Genomic DNA, 18,882 nt, shown 5'->3' with positions numbered 1-18,882 from the left:
TCTCGCTGAAGCCTTGTGGCGTCTGCCGTGTCAGTGAGGCGGCATTATAGAGATGTTCATCACATTGGCAAGTGTTTATTAAAGAAAGATGCAAAAATAACGATTACATGGCGAATAAACACTCAAAGCCTTATTTGTGCAAGTTTAACTACAGAGTACTTACAAAATAACCACAGACTTATCCACAATTGATCTAATTTTCATCCTAGAAAACAAAAAAGCTGCCTCATGGCAGCTTTTTAAATGGCAACGAGTCTAAATCCCAGAACCATATTGCTCTCCATCATCTTCATGGAGACCACATTCGCGTTTCAACCCATTAAAACGAGTTTCCTCTTCAGTCATACCCGGTTCCCACTTCTTAGTTGTATGTGTATCTCCAACAGAAAGGTAACCCTGCTCTCGAAGCGGGTGATAACCGAGACCATGCTCTTCTAGGTAATAGTGAACATCTTTATTCGTCCAATCGATTACCGGCAAAAATTTAAACACACCATTTTGGATAGATAAGATTGGCAAATTTGCACGCGATTGAGATTGCTCTCTTCTTAAACCGGAAAACCATGTCCCAGCCTCGAGCTCATCCAACGCTCTTCTCATCGGTTCAACTTTATTAAGCTTGTTGTACTTCTCTATCCCTTCTATACCTTGATCCCAAAGTTTTCCATATTGCGCTTCTTGCCAATTAGGGCTCTGTTGGGCGCGAAAGACTTGAAGGTTTAGAGTCAACTTCTGACTTAACTCATCAATAAAGCGATAGGTCTCCGGAAATAGATACCCTGTGTCAGTCAAAATAACCGGAATATCTGGTTTTGCTTGGGTCACTAGGTGCAACATCAATGCTGCTTGGATTCCGAAACTAGAAGACACAACATGTGTCCCTTCTAAATTATCTAAAGCCCACTTAACTCTTTCTAATGCGGTTAGCTGCTCTAACTCTGCGTTGATTTGTCCAAGACGAAGTATTTGCTCCGTCTTAGTCAATGCGAGTAGCTCTGCTAACTTCAATTTTGAAGCGACAGAATTATGCATGCAGATCCCTCTTGGAAATGATCACCTCTTCGATGATGCCAGCTCGGATTGTAAAATCACCGAACCCTTCTTTGTCGTTGCGTTCTGTAGCCCAACGTCCCACCAGCGCATCAATCTCTTCTAAGATCTGAGCTGATGTGATGTTCTCTTTATACATCTTAGGGATACGAGTTCCGGCCTTGTTGCCACCTAGGTGCATGTTGTAACGCCCCGGAGCCTTACCCACTAAACCAAGTTCAGCCAACATTGCACGACCACAACCGTTTGGACAACCTGTGATTCGAAGGATGATGTTATCTTCTTCTGGTAATCCATGTTTTTTCAGAATGTCTTCAACATCCGTTACAAACTCAGGAAGAAAGCGCTCAGCTTCTGCCATTGCTAAAGGACATGTTGGGAAAGCCACACACGCCATTGAGTTTTTACGTTGCTCTGAAACAGCATCATCCATCAAGCCATATTGACGCGCCAGTTTTTCAATCTTGGCCTTTTGACTCGTCGACACACCCGCAACAATTAGGTTTTGGTTTGCAGTCATGCGGAAGTCACCTTTGTGGATCTTCGCTATTTCAGCAACACCTGTTTTCAGAGCTTTACCCGGAAAATCAAGTAAACGACCATTCTCGATGAATAACGCCAAGTGGTGCTTACCATCAATGCCTTCCGCCCAACCAATGCGATCACCACGGCCAGTAAACTCATAAGGACGGCTTTCAGAAAATTCTACGCCTGCACGCTTTTCTACTTCTGCTTTGAATACATCAATACCAACACGGTCTAGTGTGTATTTGGTTTTTGCATTCTTACGGTTTGAACGGTTACCCCAGTCACGCTGAGTCGTTACCACCGCCGCTGCTACATCTAACGTTTTATCTAATGGCACAAAACCAAAGTCGTCAGCTTTACGTGCATAAGTAGAGGTATCACCATGTGTCATAGCAAGACCGCCACCGACTAACACATTAAAGCCCACCAGCTTTCCGTCTTCAGCAATAGCAACAAAGTTAAGATCGTTAGCATGGACGTCCACATCATTTTGCGGAGGAATGACAACCGTCGTCTTGAACTTACGCGGTAGGTAGTTGCTACCAAGGATAGGTTCTTCATCCGTTGTTTCTAGTTTTTCACCATCTAACCAGATTTCTGCATAAGCACGAGTCTTCGGTAATAGATGTTCACTGATCTTTTTCGCCCACTCGTAAGCTTCTTGATGAAGTTCAGATTCAACCGGGTTTGTCGTACATAGAACATTTCGGTTTACATCACCCGCTGTCGCAATTGAATCAATGCCAATGCTATTTAGCGTTTGGTGCATCAACTTAATGTTCGGCTTCAAGACACCGTGGAACTGAAACGTTTGACGAGTTGTTAGACGAATTGAACCGTAAGAGGTACTTTCGTCTGCGAACTTATCAATCGCCAACCACTGCTTAGGGGTAATGATGCCACCAGGCATACGAGCACGAAGCATGACGTTATGTAACGGTTCGAGCTTTTGTTTGGTACGTTCGTTACGAATATCACGGTCGTCTTGTTGATACATACCGTGGAAACGAATCAACTGAAAGTTATCAGCAGTAAAGCCACCTGTTATGCGGTCTTGGAGATCTTGTTCAATCGTACCGCGTAGGTTATTACTTTCACGCTTAAGACGCTCATTGTCAGCCAAAGGTCCAAGTACTTGACCTAGCACTTCTTGCTCTATTACTTGCTTGCTCATTAGTACACATCCCTTTGGTAACGTTTCGCTTTACGTAAATCATTAATATATTGTTCAGCTTGCTCGCGGCTCTGGTTGCCATGCTTTTCCGCTATCGAAACTAACGCTTCATGAACATCTTTAGCCATTCGAGTCGCATCGCCACAGACATAGAGGTACGCGCCCTCTTGCAGCCATTGCCACACCTGCTCTGCTTGTTCGATTAAACGGTCCTGAACATAAACCTTTTCTTTTTGGTCACGGCTAAAGGCAACATCGAGCTTAGTTAGCGCGCCAGACTTGAGGTACTTTTGCCATTCAACTTGGTATAAGAAATCTTGAGTAAAGGTACGGTCACCAAAGAACAACCAGCTTTTTCCTTCAGCATCATTGTTTTCACGCTCTTGAACAAAACTGCGGAACGGTGCGATACCGGTACCCGGGCCGACCATGATGATTGGTGTATTGTCGTCTTGTGGTAATTTGAAGTTATTGTTGTTCTCAACAAACACCTTCACTTCACCACCCTCTTCAAGACGTTGAGCTAAGAAGCTAGAAGCTCCGCCTAAACGAGACTCTTCGCCTTTTTGGTATTCAACCAAACCAACCGTCAAGTGAACTTCTTCATCTACTTCTGCTTGGCTTGATGCAATAGAATAGAGACGCGGTGTCAGCTTACGTAACAGGCCAATTAACTCATCAGCCGATAGCTTAGTTTTCTTCTCAGCTAAAACATCGACAACTTGAGTATTACCCGCGTATTCACGAAGCTTGTCTTTATCTTCCACCAGCTTGATTAACTTCTTGCTGCCCGATAACTCAGCAAACTTAGTCACAAGTTGAGGGTTTGAAGTGGTAATCTCAAATTTACTCACTAGCGCACTATGGATAGATAGATTCTCACCATCGACATCGACACTTTCGATACCCGATAACCCAACCTTAGAAAGAATCTGATTTGCGAGTTCTGAACTGTTTTCATACCATACGCCTAGCGCATCGCCGGGTTGGTAGGTAATGCCCGACTCATCAAGATCAATCTCGATATGACGAACATCTTTACCCGAGTCACGACCCGTGATCTTTTGGCTCGTCAATAGTGTCGCGGTGTATGGGTTTTGTTTGGTGTATTGCGAATGACCGGCGGCCGCTTGACCGACTGGTAATTGAACCACATCGGCTTCAGTGCCTGTCGATAGCGTCTCTTTTACTTGCTCTAATGCTTTAGCGCGCCATTCCGTTGCTGATTCTTCGTAATCAACATCACAATCAAGGCGATCGACAAACGATTTCGCACCAAGCTTAGCGAGGAAGTTATCGAAGTCTTTAGCCGTTTGGCAGAAGAACTCATAGCTTGAGTCACCTAAACCAATCACACCGTATTGTAGGTTTGATAATTTTGGCGCTTTCTTCGATTGAAGGAATTCATGCAACTCAATCGCGTTATCAGGGGCTTCGCCCTCACCATTGGTTGAAGCGACGAAAATGACGTGTGTCTCTTTGGCTAAGTTCTTACCTTTATAATCACTCGCATCGAAAAGCTCGACGGCGATACCTAAGGCTTTTGCTTCTGCCTCGAGCGATTCAGCGACGCCTTTAGCATTACCGGTTTGAGAAGCGAAGATAATGCTGAGCTTACCCGCTGGCTTAGCCGCTACTGCAGCGGCCGCTTGAGCGATTGGCGCAGCAGCACCGACAGGCTGAGCTTGGCTCACTCCCCAAAGGTAACCACTGACCCATGCCAGTTGCTGTGAAGACAGTTCAGAAACAGTTTGCTGAAGATGACCCAATTGTTGGTCATTAAGTGGTGCTGCTAGCCCAGGTAACTCATTAGCCCCAGACTGTGCATTATTATTTTGTGAAGACTCTTTCTTATTTAAAGACATGGTCACGACATCCCTAATCATTGCGTGACGATAGATTAACCACTCCTTTTAATAACAAGAAAGAATAGAAAAGTATGTTTTATAACTTTTTGGAAGTAAAAACCGATTGAAACGCAAATTGACTTACTGGTTTTCAATACGCACTTGCTGAAAGCCAACCGCCATTGCCGATTTAGATGCTAGGTCTAAATCCGCGTAATGGCACTCTTCACCATGAACATCAGTAAGCAGAACAAAGCCACCTCCCATATGGCGAAACTCCACAACCCAAGACCCTTCTTGAATTGAGGGCTCTATGATCGCTTCAACTAACAGATTTTCTCTATATAAATTTCGTAATTCATTGAGTGTCATATTCCATCCCTTGCTTTGACCTCACTACATAGACCTTATAAGAATAGACGCAAATTGGCTCTCTGTATTAAGGATGGTCGAAAGTGATGAATGTGCTAACTAATTCCAGAAAGATATAATCAATAGATATAAAAAAACGCCACTTAATAAAGTGGCGTTCTTAAAATTCGTTCTAAATTTGCTTTATATGGCCTAGAAGCGCACTTCAGCACCAGCAAACCAACCATCGACCATGACAAAGCTCTTGCCTAGTTCTGAGCTAAAGAACTCATCCGAATCTAAATCGATAACACGGTAACCACCACGCAGGGCAATTTCAGATTCTGATACTGGAATTCGGTACTGAACACCCGCCATCAAGTCAGTGCTCTTAATACCACTGCTATCACCGAACTCCATCGTACCAATGATATCGAAGTTAGTGTCCGGCACATTGATCTCTGCGTTACCGTAGAAGCTCCACGTGAACTCATCAAACGTCGATGTTTTCGCACCTGTTGCTTTTGGTTCAATGTAATTCGAGTTTGAGTATTGAGTAAACGTCACACCCGCATCGAAGTTCATCTGCTTGTGATCTAACAACGTGTAATAGAAGGTGTAGTCGTACTTATCGAAAGCCAATGAATCTGCATCAACAGAAGTATAGCGAAAGCTAGCGTTTGGTAGCATCGGGGCATTATGCTCAAATGCGAAATACAACGAAGGTGAGTTAGAATCGTCATCTTGTCTAACTTCGTTTAGCTTTGTACTTCCCCACCACATATCGGCACCGACTTTAGCCGTGTAAGAAAACTCTTCTTCAGCAGACACTGCTGAACTTAAAGATAGCATTCCCACTAAAGCAATTAATGGCATTTTATTCATTTGAGATAGCTCCAATTCCATATCGTAGTGCTAATTGTATGCACATTCATAGATTATTGGGGAAAATTCTACCACACATCTTAAATTCTAAAACGATAAACCGCTGACGAGTAAAGATTTGACGGCACGATGACCTTAGTAACGTCTCTGGTTAGAACTGTGTACAAAATTTTTGAAAAACCACACACCGATTGCAATCACGATCAACCAAGGCAGTAACTTAAACACGACGCCCATCATACCTAAGACCAACATGACTAATAACGCCACTCCGGTTGCAGCCAATACCGTCATAAACGTAATACCAGTGACAAGTAGAGTCGCAACGAAAATAAGAACAAATATTAATTCAAACATAATGGTCTCCCTAATGAGTTAATGACCTATCTTTCCTACTTTCTAACATTGCAGCTTCCATACCAAGTATGCCAACCCTATAAAATCCTTATTTATCAGATAAATAAAAAGCCACACATCTTCATACGTGGCTTTTCGGAAACTTATAGTGGTAAATTTAACCTCTAGTGGCGAATTTAACCTTAAGTTTTTAACTTAGAGGGAGCTTAAACATTTAGCTCTTTAGGGATCTTAGCCAATGCTGTTTGCATCACTTCAATACCTGCACCTTTCTTATGTGCGTTTTCACTGATGTAGCGACGCCATTGTCTTGCACCAGGCATGCTTTGAAACAAACCAAGCATGTGACGAGATATGTGACCTAAGCTTGCGCCATTTGAAAGTTCACGCTCGATGTACGGGTACATCTCTTCGACAACCTGTGAGCGCTTCTTAATTGGTGTGTCTAAACCAAAGATCTGTTGATCAACTTCAGCCAAAATAAATGGGCTATGGTAAGCCTCACGACCAATCATCACACCATCAAGGTGTTGCAAGTGCTCCTTAGTTTGCTCAAGAGTAGTAATGCCACCATTCACGGCAATCACCAGATCAGAGAAATCTTTCTTGATTTGGTATGCACGATCATAATCTAGCGGTGGGATCTCACGGTTCTCTTTCGGGCTAAGGCCACTCAACCACGCTTTACGCGCGTGAATAGTAAATTGCTCACAGCCACCTTTTTCAGAAACCGTCGAAACAAACTTAGTTAGAAACTCATAAGAGTCTTGGTCATCGATACCGATACGCGTTTTCACCGTAATTGGAATATCAGTGACTTCTTTCATCGCTGAAACACAATCTGCCACCAACTCGGGCTCAGCCATCAAGCATGCACCAAATCGACCATTCTGAACTCGGTCTGAAGGGCAACCTACGTTAAGATTCACTTCATCGTAACCACGCTCACCAGCAAGCTTGGCACAAGCCGCAAGATCAACCGGGTTTGAACCACCGAGTTGAAGTGCAAGAGGATGTTCTTGCTCGTTATATTCTAGGAAGTCGCCCTTACCATGTAAGATCGCGCCCGTTGTTACCATTTCCGTGTACAGAAGAGTCTGCTGAGAAAGCAAACGGTGAAAGTAACGACAGTGGCGGTCAGTCCAATCGAGCATGGGTGCAACGGATAAGCGGTTAGCCGCGTATTTACTAGTATTGTCAGGTTTCATAAGGTGTTACTCGAAATCTATATACTGTATATATATACAGCAATTTGCTAGAGTTGCCCCAAACTCACCCTTTCAGTACGCATATAGTACGTATCGATGGAGTAGGACGAATGGCATCATTTAGCATTAAAAAAAGAACACTAAAAAGCGGTGAATCACGCTTCACAGTGGACATTGTAGTCAAAAAGAATTCGGCGATTATACACAGGGAATCGAAAACATTCAGGAAAAAAGAACTCGCTAGAACCTATGCAAACAAGCGGGTTCTTGAGCTAGAAAACCCTGACGAATCCGGACAGAAATCCGTACCGTTGTACGTACTTCTGGACAAGTTTATGGAAGAGCCTGATTTATGGGATAAAACAGGACGAACGAAGCAATACGTAATTAAGCTTCTTCGTGACTGTGACATATCCAAGGTTGAAAGCGACAAGCTAAGAACTAGCGATTTAATCCAACACTGTAAAAACAGGAAAGGTGGAGGCGCTGGCGGTGCAACGGTCTATCACGATGTTGCGTATCTCCGTTCTGTGATGAAAAAAGCAAAGCCTGTGTTCAACATCGCGGCCAACTTTCAGATATTTGATGAAGCCGTCCCTGTCCTCATTGATATGGGGTTAATCGGTAAAAGTCAGAAACGAACACGTCGCCCTACTTCTGAAGAACTGAAACTCTTAAAGCTTGGATTAGAACAACGTGAATCTTTCCGGCCAAACGGCACAACTCGAATCCCATTCACCGATATTCTTGAGTTCAGCATTCTTACTTGTATGCGAATTGGTGAAGTCTGCAAGCTGCGTTGGGAAGACCTCAACCAAGAACATAAAACGATACTCGTTAGAGATAGAAAAGACCCAAGGAAGAAAGAAGGTAATCACATGATTGTCCCGTTACTTGGTGAGTCATTTGAGATAGCACTAAAGCAACCTAACAAAGGTGAGCTAATTTTCCCGTACAACTCACGAAGTGTTAGCGCAGGCTTTCAAAGAGTGAGAAACGAGTTAGGTATTGAAGATCTGAGGTATCACGACTTACGAAGAGAGGGAGCAAGTCGGTTGTTTGAAAAGGGCTACTCTATTGAAGAGGTAGCTCAAGTGACAGGACATAGGAATCTGAACATTTTATGGCAGGTTTATACGCAGCTATTCCCACATAAGTTGCATAACAAAACTCCATGAGTGATCAGAAAACGTCACTTACATTTACGACTCTCAGCAACATCTTTATCGGTAATTTGTTTTGACCCTATTCACTGTAAGTATAAGTAATTTCTGATATAACGAGCTTAACCGACAATTATTTAGAACCTGTATAAATATGCAAATAAATGAAATTCAAGAGTTGTCTCTGTGGTATCACAAAGAGATCCAGCTCAATAAAGTAGAAACCTTACTAAGCACTTGCTTAAACAGACTGAAAGGTAACGCTGCGATACCCAACGAAAAAAAAGTGTTACTTGAGGCTATTTCTGCTATTGACTGCAGTTCGATAACAAGCAATCAAAGAAAATGTCTAATTAAGTTGAATGTGAGCTCGATAGTATTAGAAGGAGCTTTAAATGAGTTCACTTTACTTTTTGATATGCAAGTCAATGATACGAACTTTGTAATATCTACATTAGATCGACACTTGAAGTTTTTGACAGCAGCTACAAAGGCGTTTACTCAGATAAGAGGTGCACTTCCTATCATTGTTCCTAGTGAATTTCTTAATGCAATAGAAGTTCCAACAGGGAAAATTCTAACTCGTTTAACTTTCCATAACGAAGCCTCCATCAGCAATGTTATTGAATTTAATGATTGGGCTAAACGATGGAGCTTGATCGCGCGTGGATTCTCTATGGCAGTAAACCAACCAACTGAAGATTTTGAAATAGTAAACGCTGATCGTGGTTCATTCATTATAGATTTGTTGGTTGGTGCATCGGCTATGACGATACTATTTAAATCACTAAAATCACTAACTGATTTAGCCGTATCTGTTACTGAGCTACGAATCAAACATAAGCAATTAGAGCAGCTAAAAGGCACGGTTCCACCCGAAATGTTTCAGGAGTTCTCTGAAGCTTCGAATAAAAATATAGAAAAGCAAGAAGATGAAATTGTAGATAAAGTTATTGCGAGTTTAAAAGAGCAGGGCTTAGTCGAGAACGAAAAAGCAAACAATGAACTTGCGAGAGCAATTAAAGAAGTACACAAGTTTAATGCGTCTGGGGGTTCAATGACTTGTCTTGCTAGTAATGATGACCAGTTTGACACTGAGACGGTTAAAGAGCTCAACCATTCATACGAATTACTGCAAAATAACTCTGAAATTAAGCTACTCGAAGAAAAACCTGCGGGTAAGTAACTTTTCAAGTCAGAGAAATATTCTCTATGAGAACAAAGCCCTCACGATTGAGGGCTTTTATTTTCCAACCGAGTCAAACGCTCGTCCATTTTTTCCATCATCACGCGCAACCACTTAACATCCGTTTTGAGCGTTACGCCTACACCCACTCCGCTAGATAAGGCACTAACAACGGCAACAATGATTGTTTGATACTCTGCCATTTACTTAAACTCATTGCGTAGGGTTTCCCATAGGCCAAATACTATTGGAGCACTTGCGCCAATAATACCCCCGAATTGAACACCGTCTGCCGATACGCTCGCGGTGATAAGTTCAGGGTGACCAGCTACCAAAGCAGCTCCCGCGCCAAGTAACGCTAAACCCTTTTTAGTGGAAGGAGCAGATCATTTTCTTCTGTTCACTTTCTATGACGCGGACTTAAATAACCAACTTTTCAAGTTCGATTCGGTGAGAGGCTTTTCCTTTACTGTGCTTTACCCATAAACGCTTTGGTTGGTATCCATTGGCACGGACCTCAACATCATAATTACCCTCTGGCAATCGCATACCGGCTTGGTACCTAGGCTTAATATTCATTATTCGAACCTTAAAACCCGGTTGGTTCTGTGCATTTGAATTGATGTACATAGGAAACTCCGTTTGGGCTTCATTATTGTTTTTAGCTGAACTCACCGGTTCGCTCTCAGCACGCTGAGTTAAATAACGAGCAAAAACACCATCCAACTCCGCTACCGAATGCTCCAAAGAGGTAGAAAACCCATCAGTAATACGCATACTTTTGTCTATTTGAGCGCCAAGTGGATGAATCAACGGTTGAGTATGTATCACCCAACGAACGGCATAAGAAGCCGACGGAGATAGTGTGTCACTGACTTGCTCTAAGAAAAAGCCAATCGTTGAGTCCGTTTGAGTGTACTTGGATGAAAATACATTCACAGGCACAACAAGAATAACGAATATGACGATAAACGAGCTGCCTATATTCAGAGCCTTGCTCTTCAAGTTCGGTGCTGGCCGTGGTTTATGGTAATTCATCAACACGATAAATTTTCCTGGCAGCTTAAACACCGTTAGGACAACGAGAAATAGCGATAGTCCCATTGATATTGGCGGCACAATGATAGAACGCAATGCCGCTTTGCCTTGTTCAGCATAAGGGCCATCATCAGCAAACTGAGCGCGTGACGCCTCAATATAACCTAGCCAATAATCTCTCTCACGCCTCACATTTGGAACAATAACCTGTTGGTAAAATTGCTTATTATTCCACGTCGCCATCATGGGCTCGACGTAATAACGTTCGCCCATACGATTCTTTATTTGTTGCTGAACTTCGGCTACTTTTTGAAAATCATTCCAAGATAAGTTCGGTTCAATGTCGTAACCCCGCTGCTTTGCCTCGGCATGCCAACGAGCTTTGGTGTCCTTCATAACTTTGTTTCTGACTGCATTTTTAAACACGCTAATTTGGTTTATTTGCCAATTGGAGTCTAAATGGATCCCCTTTCGATGAACTTGAGTACGAACCTTACTTGCTGTTGTAGAGTGGGAGCGAAACTCCGACATAGAGTCGATTCCCATAGGATAACCGGTCTCTTTTAAGAACTGTTTTTGCCACACTGCCAGTATTCGTGGTGTGTAATGAGCGACACTATTGGTATACGTTTTATCTTGAATGGCTTCTCCAGCTTGCCCTGTCGCCTGCTCAATACCGGCTTGGATAACTGATAAGCCTAGAGAACCGAATGCTTCCCCCCAAGATGTTTCACCTTTCGTTCGTCGAAAGGTTTTCTCTAACCAATAATCCATCGGTTGGTGGGGAATCGAGTTATCTTTTAATAAGCGTTCATAGCGATCTTCAATGCGGCTGATACAATTGGCTCTTGAGCTTCCTTTGCGTTTATAACAGCGTTCTTTATCATCAAATAGGTCAAAAATAGGTTGTGCAACTCTTTGTGCTCTCGCCTCTGCTCTCGTTAAATAGGCCTTACTCGCCTGTTGATAATCACGATACCCCGTCGCGACGGTCGACTCGACCTCTTCCCACGCTTGATTGGCCTTTTGATGGCGAGACTCTACCGTCTGATTATACGCCCCAACATGTTTTTGATATTGATGCCACGATTGCTGAACTTCACTCCGTAATACTTTATAGTTCGCATAGTGCTCATCGAAATTGGCGTTTGCTCGATTTTGAATATAACGATCCAAAATTTGAACTTTCTTATCATCAATATGACTTAAGAATGCATCATTGCTGTAAACCAACCCACCGATCAAAGCGAGAAAAGTCATTTCTGACGACTCGGTACTCGCCTCTGAGTTATAAGGGATCCCTTCGATATTAATCGCATTCATCGCTAAACTAGATCGCAGTACAGAGGAAAAGAAAGCCTCCTGTCTCTGCTTTGCACTACTCGGTTCAATCAACCATTTATCTATTACCGCCTTTTGACCAAAAAAAACCGTTGGCCAAACCAAAGCTGTAATCACGACCAACGATGAAATAGCGCGAAACTTCGTCGTGGTCAGCCATCCTTTAAGTAGAAAATCCGCAACAATTAAAGTCACCCCGATCCCTGAGATGGTTCGGCCAAATAGCTCCGTTTTATGTAATTGAGCATCACTAACATCGATTCCACCCGCAATTTCAACCAACTTGGCGTTGAAAGCGACTTCAGGAAAAAGATAAAGAAGTGAACAAAAAAACAACAAAACAGCCAACCATTTCGGCTTCTTATTATTTGTGGTTATTACGTCCTGGCTAGGAACTGGTTTCATCTTAACGCTTCCATAATTTGTCTATCCCTGTTCTCATCAAACATCATTTTTCTGTCGGCATCGAAATGCTGATCGCATCGTTACTTAAATTTAAATCTTCATCTTGAATATCAAACAGCACTGCTGGCTTCGCGCTCTGCGTTGTTTGCGTTCTTTTTTTCACACCTTTCACGCTAGCAGGCTTGGAATGTGACACACTCCTAATGAGACCTCGGTTAGTGATGTAATGGCCATCTTTGAGGTAATCTATTTGTTCATAGAGTCGGTGAAAATCAGCGTCATTGGGTAGGCCAGCAACGGTTTCGCCTGCTAACGTTGTGGGTTGGTAGCCATTTGATTGAACGACAAGCTGTGGAGCAAGCTGCTGACAAATAGAGAACTTACTGGTATCCATGATCGCCTCATCTGGCAGAGGTCGACCTGCCTTAGCTAACGAGACCAATTGATCTTGGTGGTAATCCGTTCCGTTAATCGTATAAGTCACCACCTTCATGCCTTGCGCTTTCGCACGGCTGTAAATTGTCGCATATTGTCGGTAACTTCTTATATCAACATGTAATCCACTATTGGGGCCAAGTATTCGTTTTACCGTTTTAGCGGAATGTTTGGGCTTATGCTTACGATAACGCCCCTCCATAGCAAAGGCGCGATCGATATTCTTTTTATTTTTCTGATAATAATCATCAGATCTCATCCCTCGCTTTGCATCTTTTTTAAATTTAGCAACCGACGTTGAATGCGCTTCCCACACATACCCAAGATAAACACTTGGATTGATTTCCCGCATTTTTTTCAGAACGTCCATATCCATTGATGAATAAAAATAGTTTCTATAGGGGAGACTTTGTCTGGCCATTTCGTCGAGTTTAAACAAATCTTCCATGGAGCCATCTGATGTTTTTATTTCAATATTAAGGGGTTGTTCAATCGTTGCGTAATGGTACCAATCATTCACGGCTTCATTGAAATAAGCGGGACGATACCCATCTAATGTTCCGTCAGGGCTCCTTCCACTCAGAGAGTTCCACTCACTACTCTTCATACGACTCACGCGATATCGCTTACCATCACTACGAGCGGTTGCTCTTCCTGTTTCTATGTCGTGATGTACAACCCAATCTTTATCACGCGTCAGCATCACATCAATTTCTGCTCCATCAAAACCACTTACCGCCGCCATTTGAATCGCATTACGAGAGTTTTCAGCATAATTAGAGCTGCCACGGTGGGCGATAACATCAATAGGGCACTGTCCTTTGATGTAAGAGATATCCCCTCCCATGGTTTGATAAAGATTGCGCGATTTTAACGCCAACTGCATATCACGAAACATTTCTCGCCCCTCTGCTGAGTTATGATTCGAGATTAGTTTTGCATCTGCAGGTAATCCAAGCCCTCCCTCCAAGGTTGGTTGTGGTGGTGTTACTTTATCTGTAGATGAACATCCCTGAATAAGAGCAATAGTAGTGACAAGCAGCCCTCTTGAAAGCGTGGTTACACGTGAAGGTGGTGAAAACATGAGATCCTTATCCGTTGGTAGCTTATATGTGACATAACTGGGTTTCACACGCTGAGCACGACAAAGTCGGCCTCCAAGCACGGAGACCGCAAAGTGCTAATATATGATGACTCCAACCATTGATTTCGATTGTTGATATGTTGTTGGAGTGGACGTGTTTAATGGTTTAATTTGATTGAAAGCAAAGGCTCAAAAACTCATAAATACAAATCATGATTACATTATTTCATCAAATAATAATTGAATAAGCCCTTGTTCATCTGGGATGTCATACCCCTTTCGACATGGATAAGCCAAACCATCTGTGAAGTTCAAAAACGAAAAGCTATTGTCTATGCTTTCGCTCCCCTCTTCATCCTGCCATGGTTCAATAGTACTGTTCTGTTTAGTCACGATATAACCACACGAATTGACAGGCATCTCGGTCTTACGATTTAAGACTATCTTATGATTGGAATTATTGTAGTGATTTACTCGAATCTTACCGGCTAACGCTAGATATATCGCCCCTGCGGCGCCCAAAAGCAAAGTATGGCCGATAACTTTACCTGTCGCACTCGCTACGGCGATTCCAACATTAGCAGTCGCACTCGCGATGCTTTGACCTCGGTTTCCATAACGGTCTGTAGAATACACGTAATCCACGCTATGTTTTCTTTCAACGCGAGCACGTTGTCTGACAGGAGTATGGTTTATGTACTCTTGACCACCAAAAGCATCAAAGTTGTGTATTAATACCGGAACACAATGATAAGTTTCTCCATTCCAGTTCACTACACGAGCCTTCATTTGCCATGGATAATACTCTTCATCTAAATATTTCTTACATAAAGCTGGTAACAAATGGCTAAGTAACGCTGTGTTGTGATCGCTCTGCGCCATGTTGTACAGTTCTTGCGTTATTGATCGGGCCTGCTCTTGATCTCCTGATCTTGCGGCAACGATAAAGAGAATGACCTCGCCCCAAAAAGTATCGTTGATCAAGTAGTCAACCGGCAAATTATCGATTTCGATTAAAGCTCGTGGAACATCTTCATCGGACAAAGCCTCCAATACTGCAGACAAGTGATGCACGCGATCTTGAGGCTTTGCAATAGGTTCGTAATATGCGTCCCATCGTTCAACAAAGGTCTTCCAACGCATTATTTTTTTAAACTCCTCAGTTACTCCTTCCGTGGTGAGTAACTTAGGTTCAATATATTTTGCAATGTGCTTTTTATGACCGTCTCGCTTTTTCATCGCCTTTGTGTAAATTTTGCTATCAGACTTGAATAAGTGCAGTGCTAAACCATAGCTTTCATACCATTCACCAAGGTTAAGATGACTACTTTCTAATGAAGCTTTAGCCAAAGCGTCAAAATGCTTTTTCATTTTATTCCCTTCCAATTTGACGACTTAAATAAAGATAAAGGCGATGACTAAAATAATAGCTGCGGCTATAGCCAGTTTGATGTATAGCTCATTTTTTTTAACTCTTGGTTCTTCCACTTCTTCAAGCTTATCCCTCATGGCCTTAAAGTCATCCAAACGTTGTTGATAACGTTTTTCTCTTTGATTATAGATGGACAACAGTTTCAGAAATGATTCTTTGTTTACTTGCTCCACAGCTTAACTCCAAGCATTTGAAATTAAAGACTAAAACTACAATACACCATGACAAGCTCATGTTGACAGGAGGGGTCAATAGTCTTCTTCTAGTCTATATTAGGCATCGATTTTAGCGAATAAGGAACAATATGCGATAAGAAATGTGATTTAAAACAGCACATTATTGTAAGAAAAATTAATTGAGCTAAATTGAACTCAAATGAAGATGTCATATCAACTTTACCTCATACTTTTTTATAAACCTATTCACCAGATCTCTAATTCAACCTCATTAATCAGTTATGCCTTGAGTCACACTGTCATTTTGAGTTACCTTGTCTTATTCAAAGTCGTGGGTCACAATACGCTCTGTACCTGACTTTAATAGAAATCATTGGCTCCCAAAACGTAGTAACCTAGAAATAAGGTTTGATTAGGGATGTCCGATTGAATGGTGAAAAATTTGGACCACACATTAATAGAGCAAGTTGAAGGGATATGCGCATCGCGAGGCGTTAGATTAACACCTCAAAGAAAGCGAGTGTTTGAGCTCATCCTCTCTAATAAAAAAGCCTCCAGTGCTTATGAATTATTAGAGCAGTTGAAAGTCAGTGAACCGCAAGCCAAGCCACCTACAGTATATCGCGCTTTGGATTTCTTGTTGGAGCAAGGTTTCATTCACAGAGTTGAGTCAACCAATAGCTTCATATGCTGCTGCTCTTGCAATGCCAACAAACATTTCTCCCAACTACTGATCTGCGATAAATGTGGCACTGTGATAGAACTGCAGGACGATGCGCTTGTCACCCTACTCGCCAGTAACGCTGAGAAGCATGGCTTTCAATTGACGAATCATGTCATTGAATCGCATGGCATTTGCCAATCTTGCTCCTCCGAGATGAAAGAATAAGATTATAGAAGAACATTATGCGCGCTGAATTTGTAAACCCGTTTTTAGCTTCTTTGATGAACGTATTAAAAACGATGGCTTCTCTAGAATTGAAGCCACAAAAACCGAGAGTTAAGAAAGATGAAATCGCTCGTGGTGATGTATCCGGCCTAATTGGTATGGTGGGTACACAATCTCGTGGCTCTATGTCGATCACCTTTGATGAAGGTCTCGCTCTCGAAATCATGGAAAACATGCTTGGTGAACGACCAAACGGCCTCAACGAAGAAGTGACCGATATGGTGGGTGAAATCACTAACATGGTGACTGGCGGTGCGAAACGTATTCTTGCGGAAAGCGGTTTTGACTTCGATATGGCAACACCAATCGTGGTTTCCGGTAAAGGTCATACGATTCGTCACAAGTGTGATGGGGCAATCATCATCATGCCTTTCTCATCTCAATGGGGTAATGCTTTCATCGAGATCTGTTTCGAATAACAGCTGTTTATTTCTAGCAGTACTGAGTATCAACTCAAAGAAGGTTGGCATCATGCCAGCCTTTTTTATTACCTGCGATTTAACCAATGCTTGCTATACAGATACAAAAGCGCCAACCCGAAGGTTGGCGTTTTTTTGGTGCTATCAACTCAATTAAGCTTTAAGCGCTTTAAATGCGTTGATTAGACCGTTAGTTGAGCTGTCGTGAGACGTTACTTGAGCATCGTCAGCAAGCTCTGGAAGAATTTGGTTTGCTAGTTGCTTACCAAGTTCTACACCCCATTGGTCGAAGCTGAAGATGTTCCAGATAACGCCTTGAACGAAGATCTTGTGCTCGTACATCGCGATTAGGTTACCTAAAGAGCGAGGGTTGATTTGCTTAACAAGAATAGAGTTCGTTGGACGGTTACCTTCAAATACTTTGAAAGGTACAAGCTCAGCCACTTCTTCAGCTGTTTTGCCAGCCGCTAGGAATTCAGCTTCCACTGTCTCTTTTGTCTTACCGAATGCTAGTGCTTCAGTTTGAGCAAAGAAGTTAGACATTAGCTTCTGGTGGTGATCAGATGCTGGGTTGTGGCTGATAGCAGGAGCAATGAAGTCTGATGGGATCAGCTTAGTGCCTTGGTGAATCAGTTGGTAGAAAGCATGCTGACCGTTTGTACCAGGTTCGCCCCAGATGATAGGACCTGTTTGGTACTCTACCGGGTTGCCTTCACGGTCTACAAACTTACCGTTTGATTCCATGTTGCCTTGCTGGAAGTAAGCTGCAAAACGGTGCATGTACTGGTCGTAAGGTAGAATTGCTTCTGACTCAGCGCCGTGGAAGTTGTTATACCAAATACCGATAAGCGCAAGGATTACTGGAATGTTGCTTTCAAACTCAGTTGAAGCAAAGTGGTTATCCATCTCGTGAGCACCTTCTAGTAGCTCAACGAAGTTATCGAAGCCAACAGATAGTGAGATAGAAAGACCGATTGCAGACCATAGTGAGTAACGACCACCAACCCAGTCCCAGAATTCGAACATGTTGTCAGTATCAATACCAAACTCAGCTACCGCAGTTGCGTTAGTTGATAGTGCTGCGAAGTGTTTAGCTACGTGTGCGTTGTCACCCGCTTCAGCCAAGAACCAATCACGTGCAGAGTGCGCGTTAGTCATTGTTTCTTGAGTCGTGAATGTTTTAGATGCCACTAAGAATAGCGTTGTTTCTGGGTTAAGAGGCTTAAGTGTCTCAACGATGTGAGTGCCATCTACGTTAGAAACGAAGTGCATGTTTAGGCGAGTTTTGTATGGCGTTAGTGCTTCAGTCACCATGTATGGACCAAGATCCGAACCGCCGATACCGATGTTTACAACATCAGTGATCTCTTTACCTGTGTAACCTTTCCACTCACCAGAAACGATGCGGTGTGTGAACAGTTCCATTTTTGCTAGTACAGCGTTAACTGCTGGCATTACGTCTTTGCCGTCAACCATTACTGGCTTGTCGCTACGGTTACGTAGAGCAGTGTGAAGTACTGAACGACCTTCAGTCTTGTTGATTGCATCACCACCGAACATTGCTTCGATTGCAGACTTAACTTCAGTCTCGTTCGCAAGAGCAAATAGGTGCTGCATAGTTTCAGCATCGATAAGGTTCTTAGAGTAATCCACTAAGATGTCAGAACCGAAACGAGTAGAAAAGCTCTCGAAACGCTTTGCATCTTGAGCAAACAGCTCTTTCATATCCATATCTTGAGCAGACTCAAAATGTGCCGTTAGAGCTTTCCACGCTTGTGTTTGCGTTGGGTTGATATTTTTCAACATGGTATCTATCCCGATGTTACTGTAGGTTTTATTCTAAACGTCACCTGG

Annotated in this window: 18 protein-coding genes; 4 read left to right on the top strand and 14 right to left on the bottom strand. The window is 42.7% G+C overall.

Annotated features, from left to right (window positions below; all coding sequences use genetic code 11):
• Positions 1-255 precede the first annotated feature (255 nt).
• From AB6E51_RS20590 to dusA, 7 genes are all read right to left on the bottom strand, one after another.
• A complete protein-coding gene (locus tag AB6E51_RS20590; RefSeq protein WP_017059954.1) occupies positions 256-1,032 on the bottom strand; it encodes a phosphoadenylyl-sulfate reductase in 777 nt (258 codons plus the stop codon).
• Entirely contained in the window at positions 1,025-2,752 is a 1,728-nt protein-coding gene (gene cysI, locus AB6E51_RS20585) for an assimilatory sulfite reductase (NADPH) hemoprotein subunit (protein WP_065584776.1), read from the bottom strand. Before cysI ends, AB6E51_RS20590 begins: the two co-directional genes overlap by 8 nt.
• Positions 2,752-4,617: an assimilatory sulfite reductase (NADPH) flavoprotein subunit gene (locus tag AB6E51_RS20580; protein ID WP_102394623.1), complete on the bottom strand. Its 1,866-nt coding sequence runs from the start codon at positions 4,615-4,617 to the stop codon at positions 2,752-2,754. Before AB6E51_RS20580 ends, cysI begins: the two co-directional genes overlap by 1 nt.
• 123 nt (positions 4,618-4,740) lie before the next feature.
• The gene (locus tag AB6E51_RS20575; protein WP_004735813.1) at positions 4,741-4,971 is read right to left on the bottom strand and encodes a hypothetical protein; all 231 of its coding nucleotides are present in this window, start codon (positions 4,969-4,971) and stop codon (positions 4,741-4,743) included.
• Positions 4,972-5,163: 192 nt separating this feature from the next.
• Positions 5,164-5,835, bottom strand: coding sequence for a TIGR04219 family outer membrane beta-barrel protein (locus AB6E51_RS20570; protein WP_102333451.1), 672 nt, complete (start codon positions 5,833-5,835; stop codon positions 5,164-5,166).
• A 135-nt stretch (positions 5,836-5,970) separates the two neighbouring features.
• Positions 5,971-6,192, bottom strand: coding sequence for an envelope stress response protein PspG (gene pspG, locus AB6E51_RS20565; RefSeq protein ID WP_017059950.1), 222 nt, complete (start codon positions 6,190-6,192; stop codon positions 5,971-5,973).
• 206 nt (positions 6,193-6,398) lie between these two features.
• Entirely contained in the window at positions 6,399-7,400 is a 1,002-nt protein-coding gene (dusA, locus tag AB6E51_RS20560; protein WP_017069030.1) for a tRNA dihydrouridine(20/20a) synthase DusA, read from the bottom strand.
• A gap of 110 nt (positions 7,401-7,510) precedes the next feature.
• Between dusA and AB6E51_RS20555 the strand changes: the two genes are divergently transcribed.
• Both AB6E51_RS20555 and AB6E51_RS20550 read left to right on the top strand, forming a co-directional pair.
• The gene (locus AB6E51_RS20555; RefSeq protein ID WP_372059040.1) at positions 7,511-8,578 is read left to right on the top strand and encodes a tyrosine-type recombinase/integrase; all 1,068 of its coding nucleotides are present in this window, start codon (positions 7,511-7,513) and stop codon (positions 8,576-8,578) included.
• 139 nt (positions 8,579-8,717) lie between these two features.
• On the top strand, positions 8,718-9,749 hold the full coding sequence (locus AB6E51_RS20550; RefSeq protein WP_372059038.1) for a hypothetical protein: 1,032 nt from the start codon (positions 8,718-8,720) through the stop codon (positions 9,747-9,749).
• Positions 9,750-9,790: 41 nt separating this feature from the next.
• Here the strand turns inward: AB6E51_RS20550 and AB6E51_RS20545 are convergent, their stop codons facing one another.
• The 6 genes from AB6E51_RS20545 to AB6E51_RS20520 all read right to left on the bottom strand — a co-directional run bounded on the left by AB6E51_RS20545 (position 9,791) and on the right by AB6E51_RS20520 (position 15,657).
• Positions 9,791-9,952, bottom strand: coding sequence for a hypothetical protein (locus AB6E51_RS20545; protein WP_372059036.1), 162 nt, complete (start codon positions 9,950-9,952; stop codon positions 9,791-9,793).
• Entirely contained in the window at positions 9,953-10,084 is a 132-nt protein-coding gene (locus tag AB6E51_RS20540) for a hypothetical protein (protein ID WP_017059946.1), read from the bottom strand. It lies immediately after the preceding gene.
• 85 nt (positions 10,085-10,169) lie between these two features.
• Positions 10,170-12,533 carry a hypothetical protein gene (locus tag AB6E51_RS20535; protein WP_017059945.1) on the bottom strand — a complete coding sequence of 788 codons (2,364 nt, stop codon included), beginning with the start codon at positions 12,531-12,533 and terminating at the stop codon, positions 10,170-10,172.
• A 43-nt stretch (positions 12,534-12,576) separates the two neighbouring features.
• Positions 12,577-14,052: a glycerophosphodiester phosphodiesterase gene (locus tag AB6E51_RS20530; protein WP_372059034.1), complete on the bottom strand. Its 1,476-nt coding sequence runs from the start codon at positions 14,050-14,052 to the stop codon at positions 12,577-12,579.
• A gap of 216 nt (positions 14,053-14,268) precedes the next feature.
• Positions 14,269-15,423: a hypothetical protein gene (locus tag AB6E51_RS20525; protein ID WP_017059943.1), complete on the bottom strand. Its 1,155-nt coding sequence runs from the start codon at positions 15,421-15,423 to the stop codon at positions 14,269-14,271.
• Positions 15,424-15,447: 24 nt separating this feature from the next.
• On the bottom strand, positions 15,448-15,657 hold the full coding sequence (locus tag AB6E51_RS20520) for a hypothetical protein (protein WP_017059942.1): 210 nt from the start codon (positions 15,655-15,657) through the stop codon (positions 15,448-15,450).
• A 433-nt stretch (positions 15,658-16,090) separates the two neighbouring features.
• Here AB6E51_RS20520 and zur point away from each other — a divergent pair, with 433 nt between their 5' ends.
• Positions 16,091-16,549 (top strand): zinc uptake transcriptional repressor Zur, encoded by a 459-nt coding sequence (gene zur, locus AB6E51_RS20515; protein ID WP_017059941.1) that lies wholly within the window; start codon positions 16,091-16,093, stop codon positions 16,547-16,549.
• 17 nt (positions 16,550-16,566) lie between these two features.
• On the top strand, positions 16,567-17,028 hold the full coding sequence (locus tag AB6E51_RS20510; protein WP_017059940.1) for a chemotaxis protein CheX: 462 nt from the start codon (positions 16,567-16,569) through the stop codon (positions 17,026-17,028).
• A gap of 153 nt (positions 17,029-17,181) precedes the next feature.
• Here the strand turns inward: AB6E51_RS20510 and pgi are convergent, their stop codons facing one another.
• A complete protein-coding gene (gene pgi, locus AB6E51_RS20505) occupies positions 17,182-18,834 on the bottom strand; it encodes a glucose-6-phosphate isomerase (protein WP_017065622.1) in 1,653 nt (550 codons plus the stop codon).
• Positions 18,835-18,882: the final 48 nt, after the last annotated feature.

The sequence above is a fragment of the Vibrio sp. 10N.247.311.47 genome, assembly GCF_041467535.1.
Taxonomy (GTDB): Bacteria; Pseudomonadota; Gammaproteobacteria; order Enterobacterales; family Vibrionaceae; genus Vibrio; species Vibrio crassostreae_C.
The sequence above is the reverse complement of the archived record's forward strand: the minus strand, read 5'-3'. Positions and strand labels throughout refer to the sequence as shown.

Bases quoted from the DNA above. Each gene is read 5' to 3' on its own strand.
- AB6E51_RS20590 (WP_017059954.1), bottom strand. From the start codon at position 1,032: ATGCATAATTCTGTCGCTTCAAAATTGAAGTTAGCAGAGCTACTCGCA.
- cysI (WP_065584776.1), bottom strand. From the start codon at position 2,752: ATGAGCAAGCAAGTAATAGAGCAAGAAGTGCTAGGTCAAGTACTTGGA.
- AB6E51_RS20580 (WP_102394623.1), bottom strand. From the start codon at position 4,617: ATGTCTTTAAATAAGAAAGAGTCTTCACAAAATAATAATGCACAGTCT.
- AB6E51_RS20575 (WP_004735813.1), bottom strand. From the start codon at position 4,971: ATGACACTCAATGAATTACGAAATTTATATAGAGAAAATCTGTTAGTT.
- AB6E51_RS20570 (WP_102333451.1), bottom strand. From the start codon at position 5,835: ATGAATAAAATGCCATTAATTGCTTTAGTGGGAATGCTATCTTTAAGT.
- pspG (WP_017059950.1), bottom strand. From the start codon at position 6,192: ATGTTTGAATTAATATTTGTTCTTATTTTCGTTGCGACTCTACTTGTC.
- dusA (WP_017069030.1), bottom strand. From the start codon at position 7,400: ATGAAACCTGACAATACTAGTAAATACGCGGCTAACCGCTTATCCGTT.
- AB6E51_RS20555 (WP_372059040.1), top strand. From the start codon at position 7,511: ATGGCATCATTTAGCATTAAAAAAAGAACACTAAAAAGCGGTGAATCA.
- AB6E51_RS20550 (WP_372059038.1), top strand. From the start codon at position 8,718: ATGCAAATAAATGAAATTCAAGAGTTGTCTCTGTGGTATCACAAAGAG.
- AB6E51_RS20545 (WP_372059036.1), bottom strand. From the start codon at position 9,952: ATGGCAGAGTATCAAACAATCATTGTTGCCGTTGTTAGTGCCTTATCT.
- AB6E51_RS20535 (WP_017059945.1), bottom strand. From the start codon at position 12,533: ATGAAACCAGTTCCTAGCCAGGACGTAATAACCACAAATAATAAGAAG.
- AB6E51_RS20530 (WP_372059034.1), bottom strand. From the start codon at position 14,052: ATGTTTTCACCACCTTCACGTGTAACCACGCTTTCAAGAGGGCTGCTT.
- AB6E51_RS20525 (WP_017059943.1), bottom strand. From the start codon at position 15,423: ATGAAAAAGCATTTTGACGCTTTGGCTAAAGCTTCATTAGAAAGTAGT.
- zur (WP_017059941.1), top strand. From the start codon at position 16,091: ATGGTGAAAAATTTGGACCACACATTAATAGAGCAAGTTGAAGGGATA.
- AB6E51_RS20510 (WP_017059940.1), top strand. From the start codon at position 16,567: ATGCGCGCTGAATTTGTAAACCCGTTTTTAGCTTCTTTGATGAACGTA.
- pgi (WP_017065622.1), bottom strand. From the start codon at position 18,834: ATGTTGAAAAATATCAACCCAACGCAAACACAAGCGTGGAAAGCTCTA.